The sequence below is a fragment of the Leclercia sp. LSNIH3 genome (assembly GCF_002935105.1).
Lineage (GTDB): Bacteria > Pseudomonadota > Gammaproteobacteria > Enterobacterales > Enterobacteriaceae > Enterobacter > Enterobacter adecarboxylatus.
Genome location: NZ_CP026387.1, coordinates 4,691,561 through 4,708,233 on the forward strand (window position 1 = coordinate 4,691,561; position 16,673 = coordinate 4,708,233).

Annotated in this window: 17 protein-coding genes; 10 read left to right on the forward strand and 7 right to left on the reverse strand. The window is 53.8% G+C overall.

The genetic code is table 11. From position 1 onward, the window contains the following. Positions 1 to 38 precede the first annotated feature (38 nt). The gene (locus C3F35_RS22710) at positions 39 to 1,214 is read left to right on the forward strand and encodes an MFS transporter (RefSeq protein WP_032610945.1); all 1,176 of its coding nucleotides are present in this window, start codon (positions 39 to 41) and stop codon (positions 1,212 to 1,214) included. 207 nt (positions 1,215 to 1,421) lie between these two features. On the opposite strand, the gene C3F35_RS22715 is transcribed toward C3F35_RS22710, so the two are convergent. The 5 genes from C3F35_RS22715 to C3F35_RS22735 all read right to left on the reverse strand — a co-directional run bounded on the left by C3F35_RS22715 (position 1,422) and on the right by C3F35_RS22735 (position 6,020). Next, complete coding sequence (locus C3F35_RS22715; protein ID WP_059307831.1) at positions 1,422 to 2,315, reverse strand: PhzF family phenazine biosynthesis protein; 894 nt, start codon at positions 2,313 to 2,315, stop codon at positions 1,422 to 1,424. 521 nt (positions 2,316 to 2,836) lie between these two features. After that, positions 2,837 to 3,868 (reverse strand): methionine synthase, encoded by a 1,032-nt coding sequence (locus C3F35_RS22720; RefSeq protein WP_059307832.1) that lies wholly within the window; start codon positions 3,866 to 3,868, stop codon positions 2,837 to 2,839. Between the two features lie 27 nt (positions 3,869 to 3,895). Further along, the gene (locus C3F35_RS22725; protein ID WP_059309104.1) at positions 3,896 to 4,879 is read right to left on the reverse strand and encodes a DUF1852 domain-containing protein; all 984 of its coding nucleotides are present in this window, start codon (positions 4,877 to 4,879) and stop codon (positions 3,896 to 3,898) included. 171 nt (positions 4,880 to 5,050) lie between these two features. After that, the gene (locus tag C3F35_RS22730; RefSeq protein WP_032610942.1) at positions 5,051 to 5,821 is read right to left on the reverse strand and encodes a hypothetical protein; all 771 of its coding nucleotides are present in this window, start codon (positions 5,819 to 5,821) and stop codon (positions 5,051 to 5,053) included. Position 5,822: 1 nt separating this feature from the next. Then, complete coding sequence (locus C3F35_RS22735) at positions 5,823 to 6,020, reverse strand: hypothetical protein (protein ID WP_032610941.1); 198 nt, start codon at positions 6,018 to 6,020, stop codon at positions 5,823 to 5,825. Between the two features lie 178 nt (positions 6,021 to 6,198). Here C3F35_RS22735 and C3F35_RS22740 point away from each other — a divergent pair, with 178 nt between their 5' ends. The 8 genes from C3F35_RS22740 to C3F35_RS22775 all read left to right on the forward strand — a co-directional run bounded on the left by C3F35_RS22740 (position 6,199) and on the right by C3F35_RS22775 (position 12,853). Further along, positions 6,199 to 7,572, forward strand: coding sequence for an FAD-binding oxidoreductase (locus C3F35_RS22740; RefSeq protein ID WP_103792282.1), 1,374 nt, complete (start codon positions 6,199 to 6,201; stop codon positions 7,570 to 7,572). 364 nt (positions 7,573 to 7,936) lie between these two features. Beyond that, entirely contained in the window at positions 7,937 to 8,176 is a 240-nt protein-coding gene (gene ycgZ / locus C3F35_RS22745; RefSeq protein WP_032610938.1) for a regulatory protein YcgZ, read from the forward strand. Between the two features lie 44 nt (positions 8,177 to 8,220). Continuing rightward, a complete protein-coding gene (locus tag C3F35_RS22750) occupies positions 8,221 to 8,502 on the forward strand; it encodes a hypothetical protein (protein ID WP_051915972.1) in 282 nt (93 codons plus the stop codon). A 34-nt stretch (positions 8,503 to 8,536) separates the two neighbouring features. Next, positions 8,537 to 8,815 (forward strand): biofilm development regulator YmgB/AriR family protein, encoded by a 279-nt coding sequence (locus C3F35_RS22755; protein ID WP_032610937.1) that lies wholly within the window; start codon positions 8,537 to 8,539, stop codon positions 8,813 to 8,815. 183 nt (positions 8,816 to 8,998) lie between these two features. Next, the gene (locus tag C3F35_RS22760) at positions 8,999 to 9,274 is read left to right on the forward strand and encodes a metal/formaldehyde-sensitive transcriptional repressor (protein ID WP_032610935.1); all 276 of its coding nucleotides are present in this window, start codon (positions 8,999 to 9,001) and stop codon (positions 9,272 to 9,274) included. Positions 9,275 to 9,303: 29 nt separating this feature from the next. Continuing rightward, entirely contained in the window at positions 9,304 to 10,422 is a 1,119-nt protein-coding gene (locus C3F35_RS22765) for an S-(hydroxymethyl)glutathione dehydrogenase/class III alcohol dehydrogenase (protein WP_059307835.1), read from the forward strand. 173 nt (positions 10,423 to 10,595) lie between these two features. Beyond that, complete coding sequence (locus C3F35_RS22770; protein WP_103792283.1) at positions 10,596 to 12,287, forward strand: methyl-accepting chemotaxis protein; 1,692 nt, start codon at positions 10,596 to 10,598, stop codon at positions 12,285 to 12,287. A 113-nt stretch (positions 12,288 to 12,400) separates the two neighbouring features. Beyond that, positions 12,401 to 12,853, forward strand: a complete 453-nt coding sequence (locus tag C3F35_RS22775; RefSeq protein WP_032610923.1) for an energy transducer TonB — start codon at positions 12,401 to 12,403, stop codon at positions 12,851 to 12,853. A 39-nt stretch (positions 12,854 to 12,892) separates the two neighbouring features. On the opposite strand, the gene C3F35_RS22780 is transcribed toward C3F35_RS22775, so the two are convergent. Next, positions 12,893 to 15,271, reverse strand: a complete 2,379-nt coding sequence (locus tag C3F35_RS22780; RefSeq protein WP_103792284.1) for a glucose/quinate/shikimate family membrane-bound PQQ-dependent dehydrogenase — start codon at positions 15,269 to 15,271, stop codon at positions 12,893 to 12,895. Between the two features lie 20 nt (positions 15,272 to 15,291). On the opposite strand from C3F35_RS22780, the gene C3F35_RS26750 reads away from it, so the two are divergent. Continuing rightward, positions 15,292 to 15,486, forward strand: a complete 195-nt coding sequence (locus C3F35_RS26750; RefSeq protein WP_146054032.1) for a hypothetical protein — start codon at positions 15,292 to 15,294, stop codon at positions 15,484 to 15,486. 65 nt (positions 15,487 to 15,551) lie between these two features. Here the strand turns inward: C3F35_RS26750 and C3F35_RS22785 are convergent, their stop codons facing one another. Then, a complete protein-coding gene (locus C3F35_RS22785) occupies positions 15,552 to 16,475 on the reverse strand; it encodes a LysR substrate-binding domain-containing protein (protein WP_103792285.1) in 924 nt (307 codons plus the stop codon). Between the last annotated feature and the right edge of the window lie 198 nt (positions 16,476 to 16,673).

Here is a 16,673-nt window from a genome sequence, read left to right on the forward strand (position 1 = left end):
TAATATTATTAAGCTACAAAACAGATAATGGAGTTGCAATGCCTATCGCACTTTTCGCCCTTGCTGTCGGAGCATTCGGTATCGGTCTGACTGAATTTGTCATTGCCGGAATTCTCCCGCAAATTGCCTCAGAACTTAGTGTCAGTATTCCCAAAGCAGGAATGATGGCGACCTCCTATGCGCTTGGCGTCTTTGTTGGCGCACCGCTGTTAACCGTGCTGGGCGCAAGAGTTCCTCGTAAGGCTATGCTAATCGCGTTAGCGGGAATTTTTACTCTGGGCAATGTTATTACTGCACTCGCGCCGACGATGGCGGTAGCGGTTGTGGGTCGTATTATCACCTCCTTTAATCACGGAGCGTTTTTCGGTATAGGCTCAATAATTGCTGCATCGCTGGTCGCGCCCGGTCGTCAGGCAAGTGCCATCGCCTTTATGTTTTCGGGGCTGACATTAGCCAATCTTCTCGGCGTGCCTGCCGGGACGTGGCTTGCTCAGACATTTAGCTGGAGACTGGTATTCTGGGTGATTGCTGGTATCGGTCTGCTAACAATGGCAAGCGTAGCCATACTGGTTCCACACATTGCAAAAGGTAAGACTATTGCTTTACGTAACGAGCTTAGGGCTTTTGTTGATCCGCAGGTGCTGCTGGTCATGGGGATTACGATTTTCGGCCCGGCTGCCTTTTTCACTTCTATCACCTATATTGCCCCAATGATGGTTCAGGAGGCCGGTTTCTCCGAAGGCGGCGTGGCGGGGTTAATGGTGTTGTTTGGTCTCGGGCTTGCCGTTGGCAACTGGGTTGGCGGACGATTTGCCGATCGCTCCCTGTTTGGCACGCTTTTCGTCACCCTCGCGGCTCAGGGCCTGGTACTGCTGGTATTTTGGATGGGAGTGGAAAATCAGTGGATTGCCGGAATGTCAGTATTCCTGATGGCGGCATTCGGCTTTGCGACAGTCTCGCCTATTCAGAAGTTGGTGATGGAACGGGCAAGCCAGGCGGGTGCCCCCACGATGGCTGCATCGGTCAATATTGGCATGTTTAATCTGGGAAATGCGCTGGGAGCATGGGCTGGCGGGGTAACCATTGCCGCAGGATTTGGTCTGGCCTCACCTAACTGGGCGGGCGCTATTCTGTCCTTTATTGCTCTGGGCTTAGCTTATCTTGCCTGGCTCACTGCTCGTAAAGGATATGTATTAAATGCTGGTTCTTACTGATTAATTAATCAAAGATTATTGCTTATCTTTATAAACAACATGTTTTGCGGACATCTGTTTAAGCTGGTAGATGTCCGCTATTCGCTCATCGCGGACCTTCAGCGCCCCCGTCCACTAAAAACCCGGTGCAAGCGAACAATAAAGTGGGCGAGACAATAAAAAATACTGCTCGCCCTGAAATAGTCTTTTCCAGACGGTACATTCGCGTCAGAGTTTAAATGTCCCTTCCATCGTAATGACACTTTTACCCCCTACGTTGATCACCGGGGTGTCTGAGGTACCATCGTAACGGGTATACAGAGAGCTGGCCCGCCCCATATCAACCCCCTGTCTTATATGCAATGAAAGCTGCTTTTTATCCTTGAGGGTTGCCAGCAATGCCGTAACTGCTGCGGTTGCACTACCTGTGGCCGGATCCTCAGTCATACGGGGAGTAAACATGCGGGCCTGAAGATCGCATTGCGTCTCAGGATCTGATTCATCGATATAAGCGTAAATAGAGACCGCACCATCAAGCGGTAAAATATGGCGAAAACCTTGTAAATTCGGCACGCATCGGCGCAACGCGTCTCGTGAGGCGAGATTGACGATCAGAAACGGCAAACCCACCGAGGCGACAAGCGGAACATGGGTTGTGGTACAAATATCCTCTGGGGCTAAAGACAGGCAGGCGGCGACGTTTTCCGGGCTGACTTCAGAGCGACAGGATAATGCCTCTGGAACAAGCAGTTCAGCGCCAGTAATCACGCCGTGATCTTTAAGTATTTTTACGGGTACGAGCCCGGCAATTTCTTCAAACAGCATGGTTTCAGGGAAGGGCGCGCCCTCCAGTGCGGCATAATATGCCAGCACGTAGGCTGTGCCGACATTAGGATGTCCGGCAAACGGGATTTCGCGGGAAGGGGTAAAAATCCTGACCTGCGCTGTATTAGCCGGGTCGGCTGGGGGAAGAACGAATGTTGTTTCACTGTAACCAAACTCGACGGCAATCCGTTGCATTTGTTCGGTGCTCATTCCCTCAGCATCTAATACCACGGCGACAGGGTTACCAAGAAAGGGGGTATCAGTAAAAACATCTGCGATGACATAACGTCTTTTCATTATCAGTCCTGGAGTGAAATAGGCAGGTAGCGCAGTAATCCGCATTATTAGCATGGCTAAGATGCGAGAATGCATAACAAAAATTCAGATTAACGACTCTCAACTTCCGAAACCAGTCGCTGTGCAATTTCAGTGTATCAGTCTGATGCAGATGTATTTTTCCCGTAAAATTATCAGAGAAGGGGCAGCCTGCGCATTATTCTGCTTATCTTCTTTTAGACTCATTTCATATAGTGAAAATGTCGACACGCAATGAATGTTTGCTTTTCGCGATGAGCGGCACGGCAGTTTCATATAGCTTAAAAAACAGACGTAACGTCGATATAAACTTAAGTGCGAAGACCCGCGCACTATTGCAGCGGATTTAATCTGACTCTTAATAAGGAGCCGGGGGAGGGGCGCGGCAAGTGCAGCGTGGCTATCGGGAAAGAGATCCTGATGTCGGTTTCAGACAAAAGTAAACGCCAAAAAATAGCGTGAAAGGAGAGGCCGGGGGCGCTTCGCTTGCCCGGCCTGACAGATTATCGGGTGCTCAGTTCTCTGCGGATAATCTCCGCCCCGGCGCTTAAGGCATTTAGCTTGCCGTTGGCAACCTGACGGGATAATGGCGCCATTCCACAGTTGGTCGAAGGGTAGAGCTTGTCGGCATCCACGAACTGCAGCGCTTTGCGAAGCGTACTGGCAACCTCTTCTGGCGTCTCGATGGCATGGGTTGCCACGTCAATGGCACCCACCATCACCTTTTTACCGCGGATCAGTTCGAGCAGATCCATGGGTACGCGCGAGTTATGACACTCAAGCGAGATGATGTCGATATTAGAGGTTTGCAGTTTCGGAAACGCCTCTTCATATTGCCGCCACTCTGACCCCAGCGTCTTTTTCCAGTCGGTATTGGCTTTGATGCCATAGCCATAGCAAATGTGTACCGCCGTTTCGCATTTCAGCCCTTCGATGGCTCTCTCTAACGCGGCGATGCCCCAGTCATTCACTTCATCGAAGAACACATTAAAGGCAGGCTCATCGAACTGGATAATATCCACACCCGCGGCCTCTAACTCTTTGGCTTCCTGGTTGAGGATCTTTGCGAACTCCCACGCCAGTTTTTCGCGGCTTTTATAGTGGTTGTCATAGAGAGTGTCGATCATGGTCATTGGGCCAGGCAGCGCCCATTTAATGGGCTGCGTGGTGAGCTGACGTAAGTATTTGGCATCATCAACAAACACCGGCTTCTGGCGGGCCACGGCACCCACGACGGTCGGCACGCTCGCATCATAGCGATTACGGATTTTAACGACTTCGCGCTTCTCAAAATCGACGCCACTGAGGTGCTCAATGAAGGTGGTGACGAAATGCTGGCGCGTTTGCTCACCATCGCTGACGATATCAATGCCAGCCCGCAGCTGATCGTCCAGGGATAAACGCAACGCATCCTGCTTACCGGCAATTAATTCCTCATTTTCCAGCTTCCAGGGGGACCAGAGGGTCTCCGGTTGGGCAAGCCAGGACGGTTTAGGCAAGCTGCCAGCAGTGGACGTGGGGAGCAATGTTTTCATAACAGGTGACCTTATTGTTTTAATTAATCAAAGCGCGTACTGAGCAGACCATTGCTCAAGAATATTTTTGTACGGTTTAATGAAGTGTTCCTCAGTAAACTTTCCCTGCTCAATCGCTAACTGGCTACGCTCTTCGCGATCGTAAACAATTTTGGTTAAGGAGTGGTCCTGGTTCGTCAGGCTGGGCTGGTAGTATTGCCCGGCGACCGAGTTAGCGTTGTAGATCTCAGGACGATAAATTTTCTGGAACGTCTCCATGGTGCTGATGGTGCCGATCAACTCAATAAAGGTGTAGTCACTCAGTAAATCGCCGGTGAAATAAAACGCCAGCGGCGCGGCACTGTGTGGCGGCATAAAATAGCGAACCTGCAGACCCATTTTTTTGAAGTAGGCTTCCGTCAACGACGAACCCTGTTGCTGGTATTCAATGCCTAATACCGGATGTTCATTCCCGATGCGTTGATAGACATTTTTATTGGATACGCTAAGGCAAATGACCGGCGGCTTGTTAAAGTTCTGCTGGTACGCGGGTGAGTTGACAAAATGCTTAAAGATATTGCCGTGTAACGCGCCAAAATCATGCGGAATGCTGAACGCGTCCTGCTGTTTATTATGATCCGGCAGTAAGACACTGAAATCATAATCCCGCACATAGGAAGAGAAATTATTCCCGACAATGCCTTCAACACGCTCGTGCGTTTTTTTATCAAGAATGTTGGTTTTTAATATTTCAATGGCCGGGAAGGTGAAGCGATCCGCTTCCGTGTCAATATTCATCTCCACAGAGATAATATCCAGCTCAACAGCATAACGATCGGCTTTTGGATTGTCCCAGTGAGCTAACGCATTGAATCGGTTGTCGATCATCACTAACGTATTACGCAGGTTCTGCTGGCGGTTGTCGCCTCTGGCCAGGTTCGCAAAGTTGGTGGTAATACGGGTGTTTTCGGAGGGGTTATAATTTTCATCGAAACGACTGTGCTTAATCGTAAAGGTGAAGTCTTTATTGATCGTCATCTCACTTCCTCGGCTCTGGCATAAAAAGTGATGTTCGTTGTTGTCACGAATTTCACTTTTTATGTTGCTAATACGTTAATGCATCTTTTATGCCAGAGCCTCTGTACGAGGGAAAGCGACTAAATTTCACTACAACATGAGCCATCTTCATGATCGAAGAACCGATCAGTCTGTTTTCTCCGAACGCTGCTCCAGATCCAGCGCGCTGGCGCTGGCAGGATCGAATAGTGAAAGACTTTCAATTTGATCCAACATAATCACCTTGCGGAAGGCCATCGCGCTACGGGGCTGGGAATCAAGCGTGATGTCGTGGTCGGCATACCACTTGCTGTAATTATGCTCAATGCACAGATTAAGCGTCGTACCGTCGCGATAGCCGCTGAGCATCGGGATCAACACGATATTGGCGGTTTTTTCATATTCCAGGGTCGCGGTATGGATCATGCCGACATAAATGCGTCGCGACTTCAGGGTCACCAGCGCCAGCTCGCCTTCCTCCATGCACTGATAGAGCAACTGTTCGATACCGCTGGATTGCGACAGACGCTTATAGAGCTGTTTACGGCCCTCACCGTCCAGCCTGGCGCTGCCTGCCCAGTTAGAACGATAGAGACAAAACAGAATGGCAAAGGCCAGCATCACCACCACCGGCGCCTGGATACCCAGAAAGCTCCAGTTCATAAAATCCACTTGCCAGTTAGCGTTGGCCTGCGGGATCAAGTGGAACGTATTGGCAGCATAAGAGCACCCGAGGAGCAGCAGCCAGAGCAGGCCGGTGGCGATCACCCCCTGCAGTACGAAGATACAGCCGTACAGCGCAACCAGAAAATAGACATCCCAGCCGAAGGAACGCTTAATTTTAAAGCGGGTGGAGAGGTCGCGACTGGTGTACCAGTAGCCACACACCATCAGCACCATGAATATCGCCGTTCCCATATCAGGCCCTCTTCAGCGCGTTAACATGGCGCAGGAAGTCCTCTCGCACCTCTTTGCTTTTGTAGTTGACCGAGGCGTTGCCGTCCTGATCGATAATAATACGGTCGCCGTCCTCGACGGCCTCAATAATTTCCTGCTGACTCATTACCTGCAGCAGCGACTCCGGGCTGGAGAAAATCGACGTAATCAGACGTCTCATCGCATGGCATCCTTATAAACAAAAAGGTTAAGTCTGACCGATCCCCGTGGGGGCTGCCTTAAGGTTATGCTGAAAATCCTCTCTCTTACGGCCAAGCCCGAATAAATCACCCTTCAGGTCATCATGGCGCATGAAACCCACCATAATTAGTAGGGTTAAACCACGCCAGGTGAAAATCATGAAAGTCACAATCGATGAATTCAAAACGCACTTCCAGGGGGAAGTGCTTCTGCCGGACGATGCCGGCTACGACGACGTGCGCCAGATCTGGAATGCCATGATCGACCGCAAACCCGGGGTCATTGCCCGCTGCAGATCCACAGAGGATGTCATTCGCGCCATCCAGTTTGGCCGCACGCAACATCTCCTGATTTCCATCCGAGGGGGTGGACACAACATCGCAGGCAATGCCGTGTGCGACGACGGCCTGATGATCGACCTCTCGCTGATGAAGGACGTGCAAGTGGACCCGACAACCCGTACGGCCAGCGTTGGACCAGGCTGCACCCTGGGCGAGGTTGATCGGGTGGTGCAGGCTCATGGCCTTGCCACGCCGCTGGGTATCAATTCGACCACCGGGGTGGCGGGCCTGACGCTGGGCGGCGGGTTCGGCTGGTTGAGCCGTAAGTACGGCATGACCATCGACAATCTGCTCTCGGCCGAAGTGATTACGGCGGACGGCCAACAACTCAACGCCAGCGAATCAGAAAACGCGGATCTCTTTTGGGGCCTGCGGGGTGGGGGAGGCAACTTCGGCGTGGTGACGCGCTTTGACTTCCAGCTCCATCCCGTTGGACCGGATGTGCTGAGTGGGCTAATTGTCTTTCCCTTTGATGAGGCGAAACAGGTGATTTCGCAGTTTGCCCGCTTCACCTGTACGATGCCGGAAGAACTCAACGTGTGGATGGTCACGCGCAAAGCACCGCCGCTGCCTTTCCTGCCCGACACGTTTCACGGCAAAGAGATGGTAGCGCTTGCCCTGTGCTATGTGGGCCATCCTGAAATGGGGGAGCAACTTATCGATCCGCTGCGCGGGTTCGGCACGGTGATTGGCGAACACGTTGGCGTGCAGCCTTATGTCGCCTGGCAGCAGGCATTCGATCCCCTGCTGGCGAAAGGGGCGCGTAATTACTGGAAGTCGCATAACTTCGTGCACATCAGCGACGGCGTAATCGATGCCATTGTCGAATACGCGGCCAGACTGCCGTCACCGCATTGCGAGATCTTCATCGGAACGATTGGCGGCCAGACGACCCGCACTATGCCCGAGGCCATGGCCTACTCCAGCCGGGACGCGAACTACGTGCTTAACGTGCACGGCCGCTGGGAAACCGCCGCCGAGGATGAGCATTGCATCGCCTGGGCACGGGAATTTTTTGCGAAATCCCAGCCGTTTGCCAGCAGCGGGGCCTACATCAACTTTCTCACCCAGGAGGAGACCGACCGTATCGCCTTCGCGTACGGCGCCACCTGGAACCGGCTGGTGGAGCTGAAGAGCAAGTACGACCCGACAAATTTGTTCAGGATGAATCAGAATATCAGGCCGGTATAAGGCAAAGAATTGCGCCTGACAACCGTATACAGTCATAGACTGCGGTGGCTGGATGTCAGGCGTAATTAGGCAGAGTTTTTAAAACTGAAGTTCAGGACGCGTTGGAAGGTTTATTTTGAGGCAAGGTTCCCGGTTTTATGGGTAATACTTAAATTTGACTCATAAAAACCTGGATAAAATATTTTTGTAAATCTTAAAATATATTCTCATTTTAAGTTGTTGTTTATTTTGAGTTTTTTAAAAAATCCACATAGAGCGCTATTTAAAAGCGTACAAAGTTGTACAACTGGTGTGTACAACTATCGCAAATTGGTATATTTTTTTTGCATATGTTTAAAACTCTCACCATCAGCACGGAGCATCTATGCGAGGTTACAGTTCGCGCCAAAGTTCAGCCCAGGCAATCACGGCCTACTTTAATAAAGCCCATATGCGTAGTCAGCAGGAGACGCTGGGTTTAATCGTAGGGGAGATTCTGAATGAAGGACGTAATCTGAGCCGACTGGCTATCTGTACCAAATTATTACGGCGCGTGGAACAGACGGAAGATGAAGCAGAAATAGCGCACTATAATGCGCTAATCAGTCTTTTTTTTGAGCGATAACACGTAACGTGCTGCTTTAGCTCAATAGCAATGTGAGAAAAGTTATGCATAGAACGAGATTTGAAAAACTAAAAGACGATCTTATTGGTGAGGCTGTTTTATTAATTTTAAAAGACAACGGTCCAATAAATTTTAAGTCTCTGGCCATTAAATTGAAGAAAATGGCCAGTACAGAACGTGATACTGAAAGACGTAGCGCCTTATCGGCGGCAGTCGCAGAGGTGGACCAAAAGGTCAAGTCCAGCGAAAGCATGCATTCTGACGTCATAAAAAAGAGTTTTATCAGTAACATGCAGTATCTGGCGGTGAATCCTAAACAGCATTAATACGATAAAAAACACTAATCTTTGAGTGAATGATATGAAAACCAATATTTCTCAGCACACACAGCATTTCAATGCACTCCAGGATCAGGCGCTGGCATCGTACTTCAGTTCAGCTGGCGGTGCCTTATCCGTTGAGTCTGCCGTCTTAGGTTCAGCAATAAGATGTATTATTCTCAGTGGAGATAACCTGACCAATAAACAAATTATTCTCCAGTTAATTTACGCGCTTGAACAAACGACGGATCAAGAGGCTGCCGATGTAATCCGAAATACGCTTGAAATTGTTGTCGGTTTTACGCGGGATGATATTTAAGCATTAATGTTCGCGCAAACTGCCCTTAACAAGGGCAGTGACCTCTCCTGAAGTGTCTTCCAGTCTGCCCCTCCAGTCACAACGCCAATAACAACCTTAGTCACAACCCCACAAACATTGTCGTTTACAGACCTCTGCAAAATAAAATAGTATACCCCCCTACAGTATCCAGGAGCCTCTTCTATGCCACATTCACCTGAAGATAAAAAACGTGTCCTGACGCGCGTGCGCCGCATTCGCGGGCAGGTCGATGCCCTGGAGCGGGCGCTCGAATCCGGCGAACCCTGCCTTGCCATCCTCCAGCAAATCGCTGCAGTGCGCGGGGCGGCAAACGGGTTAATGGGCGAGATGGTTGAAATTCACCTCAAAGATGAGCTGGTGACGGGCGAGACTACCGCCGATCAGCGGGCCGTCAGAATGGCAGAAGTCGGTCATTTGCTGCGCTCTTATCTAAAATAAAAACCTGACATCACTAAAAGGAAAGCAAGATGAAATCACGTGCTGCTGTTGCATTTGGCCCAGGCCAGCCGCTGAAAATCGTTGAAATTGATGTGGCACCGCCAAAGAAAGGCGAAGTACTGGTCAAAATCACCCACACCGGCGTGTGCCACACCGATGCGTTTACCCTGTCGGGTGATGATCCGGAAGGCGTTTTCCCGGCGGTGCTCGGCCATGAAGGCGGCGGCGTGGTGGTGGAAGTGGGCGAGGGCGTTACCAGCCTGCAGCCGGGCGACCACGTCATCCCGCTGTACACCGCAGAGTGTCGCGAGTGTAAGTTCTGTAAATCCGGCAAAACCAACCTCTGCCAGGCGGTTCGCGCCACCCAGGGTAAAGGCCTGATGCCGGACGGCACCACCCGTTTCTCCTACAACGGCGAGCCGATCTATCACTACATGGGCACCAGCACCTTCAGCGAATACACCGTCTGCGCCGAAATCTCGCTGGCAAAAGTGAACCCACAGGCACCGCTGGATAAGGTCTGTCTGCTGGGTTGCGGCGTCACAACCGGCATTGGCGCAGTCCACAACACCGCTAAAGTCAAAGAGGGCGATACCGTTGCGGTATTCGGTCTGGGTGGCATCGGTCTGGCGGTTATCCAGGGTGCGGTTCAGGCGAAAGCCGGACGTATTCTGGCGGTGGACACCAACCCGGAAAAATTCAAACTGGCGGGTGAAATGGGCGCGACCGATTTCATCAACCCGAACGACTACGACAAGCCGGTGCAGGAGGTGATTGTTGAACTCACCGACGGTGGCGTCGATTTCAGCTTTGAGTGCATTGGTAACGTCAACGTGATGCGCGCAGCGCTGGAGTGCTGCCACAAGGGTTGGGGCGAAAGCGTGATCATCGGCGTGGCCGGGGCCGGGCAGGAGATCAAGACCCGTCCGTTCCAGCTGGTTACCGGTCGCGTCTGGCGTGGCTCCGCTTTTGGCGGCGTCAAAGGCCGCACCCAACTGCCGGGCATGGTAGAAGATGCGATGGCGGGTAAAATTCAGCTCGATCCATTCATCACCCACCGTCTGCCGCTGGACCAGATCAACGAAGCATTCGATCTGATGCACGAAGGTAAATCCATCCGTACCGTTATCCATTTCGGCGATAACTGATCAAATCTTTCTCCCGCTGCGCCTTCAGGGGCAGCGGGACGACATTTCTTTAAAAATCATTGCGAAAGTGTGACCAGTGTTGCGATTTTAGCCGTAATTAAATTCAGTGCAGTGCCGATGACTACTTTACAGGCGTGTTTCCACGCATCTTACCTATGAGAGAGTCAACGGCTATGGACAAAACAACAACAGTTCGGGCGCAACATAAGCTGGGCTTCCTGCATCACATCAGGCTGCTTCCACTTTTCTCCTCGATTTTGGGTGGCATTATTTTGCTGTTTGCCCTGAGTGCCGGGCTGGCAGGCTATTTTTTACTGCAGGCCGATAACGATCTGCGGGATGTAACTGCTGAAATTCAGGTGCGTACCGGGTTATCAAACAGCTCTAACCACCTGCGCACGGCGCGTATCAATATGATCCATGCGGGTGCGGCCAGCCGTATTGCGGAAATGGATGCGATGAAAGAGAACATCGCGGAAGCAGAGAAACGTATTACACAATCTCAGGCGGGCTTTGCCGCTTATATGGATCGTGGTGTGCGCACCCCGGCGGATGAAGCGCTGGATGGCGAACTGAAAACGAGCTACCAGGCCTATATTGATGGCATGAAGCCGATGCTGAAATATGCCAAAAACGGCATGTTTGAAGCCATTATCAACCATGAAAATGAGTCGGCGCGTCCGCTGGATGATGCCTATAACGTGGTTCTGCTCAAGGCGATCAAGATCCGTACCGACCGTGCCAATATGCTGACCGAACAGGCGCATACCCGCACCCAAATGGGGCTGATGTTCATGGTCGGTGCCTTTGGTCTGGCACTGGTGCTGACGGTAATCACCTTTGTTGTGCTGCGTCGCACGGTGATTAACCCGCTGCAACGCGCAGCGAATCGCATTGCGCATATCGCCAAAGGCGATCTGACTCTGGCCGAGGATCAGACCGGACGCAGTGAAATTGGCCGTCTGACCCACGACCTGCAAACCATGCAGCGTTCGCTGGTGGGGACCGTAGGCACTGTGCGTCAGGGCGCGGAAGAGATCTATCGCGGGACCAGCGAAATCTCTGCGGGTAACACCGATCTCTCATCACGTACTGAACAGCAGGCCGCTGCCATCGAGCAGACCGCAGCCAGCATGGAACAGCTCACCGCGACGGTGAAGCAGAACGCCGATAACGCGCATCATGCCAGCAAACTGGCGGAAGATGCTTCCGGTAAAGCCAGCCGCGGCGGCCAGATGGTGTCCGGTGTGGTGAAAACCATGGGGAATATCTCCAGCAGCTCGAAGAAAATCTCTGAGATCACCGCGGTGATCAACAGCATCGCCTTCCAGACCAACATCCTGGCGCTGAACGCCGCGGTAGAAGCGGCCCGTGCCGGTGAGCAGGGACGCGGGTTTGCCGTGGTCGCCAGCGAAGTGCGTACGCTGGCCAGCCGCAGTGCCAATGCTGCGAAAGAGATTGAGGGGCTGATCAGCGAATCGGTGTCGCTCATTGACCAGGGATCGGGTGAAGTGGTCGCCGCAGGCAACACCATGAGCGAGATCGTGGAAGCGGTTAAACGTGTTACCGACATCATGCTGGAAATCGCGGCCGCCTCCGACGAGCAGAGCCGGGGTATTGAGCAGGTCAGCCAGGCGATCTCGGAGATGGATAAAGTCACCCAGCAGAACGCCTCGCTGGTGGAAGAGGCCTCTGCCGCAGCAGCCTCGCTGGAAGATCAGGCTGCCCGCCTGACCGAAGCGGTCGGCACCTTCCGTCTGCACGGGATGACCCAGACTCGCAGCAACAACAAAGCCGCACCGGTGACCGCTGCCGCGCCGCTGCGCCCGGCCGTTGCCGATGGGGATAACTGGGAAACCTTCTGATATTGTCATCTGTTGCCGGATAGCCTCTTCCGGCAAAAGGGTTCATGTTCCGACATGAACCCTTTTTTTATTCCCCGCTATGATGGTTGTAGGGGCTGAAGAGGAACAGGGCGATGAAACAATTTACGCAGGTGGTTTGCGCCGCATGGCTACTGGCCGGGTGTGCATCCGGCGGCAGCGTGGGTATAGGCGGTGTGGGGATCGGTGGGGGCAGTGGCGGCAGCGGCGTGGGCGTCGGATTATCGTTTCCGGTAGGCGGCAGCACTTCGGTAGCAGATAACAGCCAGGCGGACTGCGACGGGGACGTTTATCGGGTAGAGCCTCGCTATCCTGAACAGGCTGCGGCGCAGAACTTTTCCGGTCGGGTCACCGTATCCTTTAACGTTAAGCTGAACGGGCGTGCCGCAGACTACGAGGCGGCGGGGGATAAGCCTTTCTTCGAAGAGACGAAGCGGGCGGTGATGCGCAGCTGCTGGCCTGCGGGCGTCAGGCAGAATCTGGTTGCCAGTTACCAGAACGGCAAGACCGCAACCTGGCTTGAGAACGCGCTTTCCAGTCAGCCATGAACATAAAAAAACCGGCCACATCAGTGGCCGGTTCGGTGGTTACTGCTTATCAGGCAAGGCGTACGCGATGATGTAATCCCCGCGATCCGGTGACTGACGTGCGCCACCCGCATTGATGATAATGTACTGCTTCCCTGACTTCGGTGACACGTAGGTCATCGGCCCGGACTGGCTGCCCACCGGCAGGCGGTCTTTCCAGATCTCTTTCCCGTTAGCGGTATCGAACGCGCGCAGGTAGAAATCCTGAGTGCCGGCGAAGAACAGCAGGCCGGACTGCGTGGAGAGCGACGCCCCCAGCGTTGGCATCCCAATCGGGATAGGCATATGCATGCGGATCCCCAGCGGGCCGGTGTCTTCTACGGTTCCCACCGGGACCTGCCACACCAGCTTGCCGGATTTCAGATCCACGGCAGACATGGTGCCAAACGGCGGTTTCTGGCAGGGAATACCCAGCGGCGACAGGAAACGTTCGCGCATCGCACCAAACGGCGTACCGTCCATCGGCACAATCCCCATCTCAATCCCGCTGGCGTTTTTCGCGACATTCGCGCGCGGCACCATGTAGTTAGCCAGTCCCAGACGCATATCGTTGACGAACATCAGGCTGTTGTTCGGATCCACCGACACGCTGCCCCAGTTCATGCCGCCCAGCGAACCTGGGAACTGCAGGGAACGGTCCAGACCTGGCGGGGTGTAGACGCCCTGATGGCGCATCTCTTTAAACTGGATGCGGCACAGCAGCAGGTCAACCGGCGTGGCGCCCCACATATCCGACTCGTGCAGAGTCTGGTTGCCAATCATCGGCATACCGACCGAGTACGGCTGGGTAGGGGAGTAACGCTCGCCCTCGACATTCCCGGCAGGCACCGGACGCTCTTCCACCTTCGCAACCGGCTCGCCGGTTTCGCGGTTGAGCATAAAGATCATGCCCTGCTTGCTGGTCTGTACCAGCACCGGGGTTGTACCGCCTTTATCATCCGGCAGATCGTAGAGCAGCGGCTGGGAAGGCAGGTCAAAGTCCCACAGATCGTGGTGGGTGGTCTGGAAATGCCAGCGAACCTGACCGGTCGCAGCATCTACCGCGACAATCGAGGAGCTGTATTTATCGTCCAGCTCGGTACGCTTGCCCGCGTAGAAGTCTGGCGTGGCGTTACCGGTCGGGAGGTAAATCAGGTTCAGCTTTGCGTCATACGACATGGCTGACCAGACGTTTGGCGTCCCGCGGGTATAGGTCTGTCCCTCTGGCGGAAGGCCGGTCAGGTTCGGATTGCCCGGATCCCAGGCCCAGGCCAGTTTACCGGTATGGACGTCATAAGCACGCACCACGCCCGGCGGTTCGCCAGTGGAAAAGTTATCCGCCACGCGGCCGCCCACCACTACCACATTGCCTGCCACCAGCGGGGTGGAGGTTTGCTGATAGTAGCCGGGTTTGATTTCACCCATGCCCACGCCAAGGTCAACCACGCCGTGGTCGCCAAAGTCTTCACACAGCTGGCCGTTGTCGGCGTTAAGCGCAATCAGACGGGCATCGGTGGTCGGCAGGAACAGACGGCGCGCGCAGGCGGCAGGCTGCGTTGCGGTTGGTGACGTTGTCACGCTTTGGTTATCTTCGAAATAACCCAGCCCACGGCAGCGCTGCCAGTTTGGCGCGGTGGCTTTCGAATCGTAGCGCCACTTCTCTTTACCGGAGTCCACGTCCAGAGCCAGCACTTTGCTGTAAGGGGTGCAGACAAACAGCGTGTCGCCAATCTGCAGCGGGGTGTTCTGGTCTTCCGCGCCGGAGCCGTTGCTCTGCGGGATATCGCCGGTATGGGCAACCCAGGCCACTTTAAGCTCGTTAACGTTCTGCTTGTTAATCTGATCGAGGGCAGCGAAACGGTCGCCGTGGGTAGTGTTACCCCAGTGCGCCCAGTTTTTCTGTTGTTGGCCTTCCGCCACCGGTTTAACCGGTACAGGTTCGTTAGCCTCGACTAAAGTTTGCGGTTTGAACATCCAGCCGAAGCTCACCAGCATCATCACCGCCAGCACGGCGGCAATGCCGAACGCCGGGGCTTTGTTGACCGGCTGACCTGCGCCACGCAGGTATGGCCAGACGATGGCAGCGAGGAAGGCCAGCACCGCAAAGGTAAACAGGCGCGAGAACAGCGGCCAGAAATCCCAGCCAGCGTCGCTCACGGCCCAGATCACGGAGGCGATAAACGCCACCGCATAGAGGATGATGCCGCTGGTGCGGCCGCGCGCAATGAGGAACGCGGCGATCAGCATTACCACGCCCATGATCAGGAAGTACCAACTTCCCCCCACGGTGACGAGCTTAAAGCCCAGCCCACCGACAGCCAGCCCGATGAGTGCCATCAGACCGACCAGCAGCCACTGCAGGATCCGGGGGAACCCACGTAGCGAATTACCTAAAGCCATTTCTGTCTCCTGAAATAATCTTGTCTTCACTGGCCGGGCAGCAATCATCCCGAACCAAATGGGTAACAGAAGAAAAGATCCTTGATGAAAAAGTCGGACGTGACGCCGTTATAGCGCCAAAGAAATCACCGCTGCGTTATTTGAATGAACCATTTGGTGAAATCGGCGGGTATGATAAATCTGTTAAATTGTTTAGCGCAATTGTTAATGAATGATTTCGCATTATTTGAGTAATGGAAACAAAAAGCCCGTCATCAAGACGGGCAGAGAGGAAGTGTGATCACACCGGCATGGATTTACGTATCGCGCTGAGCAGCGTCTGGGTGGCGGTGGAGAGCGGGGCTTCCACGCGGGTTAATACCCCAATGGGTTCGCCAGGGCTGGAGGTCGTGACCGGCAGGGCCACCAGCGTGCCCTGACGCAGATCTTCTTTCACCGCGCCGGAAGGCACGAACCAGACATAGTCATAATCGACCGTAAGCTGGCGCGACAGGGAGGCCGACAGGGTTTCGATACAGCCCGACGGCAGTTTACACCCCTGGGTTTGCAGCAGCATTTCCGCGTTCTGGCGCGGAACAGTGCCTTTCGGCGACACCACCACCGGCCACTCCATTACCCGGCTGAGGGTCACGGTATCATTGAGGATTGGATGACGCGGGCGCACCACCAGCTTCAGGGACTCCAGGAAGAGTAGCTCATAATTGAGGCCGCTCATCAGCTCCGGGTCAGACATTCTGCCGAACCCCAGATCCAGCTCCCCGGATTTCAGCCCCGCCAGCAGCATGGTGTTATTCATGGTTGCCACCTGCAACGTGATGTTGCGCTGCTGCTTATGGAACTGACCGATAACCGCAGGCAGAATGCCCAGCGCCGCAGTAGGGAGCGCACCAATGCGTACCACATCGCCCGGCACGTCGTTGCGCCGGGTCAGCGACTGGCCCGCCGTGTTCAGTGCATCAAGTACTTTTACCGCGTGAGTGAGAAACTGCTCGCCTACCAGAGTGAGTTGCGCCCCCAGCCGCCCACGTTCGAACAGCCGCGTGCCGGTGAGCTGCTCCAGCTCGTTCAACGTTTTTGAGAGCGCAGGCTGGCTCAGGTTAAGAGTTTCAGCCGCGCGCCCCAGCGTTCCCTGTTGAGCGACGGCCACAAAAGTGTGCAGATGGCGCAGACGAATGCGCTGACTAAACAAACCATTTTTTTCCATAGGCGATGTTAAAAACAGTGATAGCGGAGTGACAAGTGAAGTTGTTTAATTTTGATAACCTGCTAGCAAAATATTATTAACATCCAATCTAATTGAGTAACAAGCAGTTTTTGGCAATGCCCGAAAAAGGGGGGCAGGGACCGGAATCGGTTCACTTCACGGCGCGTCAGAAAACGAGCACCTCTCCACCTGGATCAC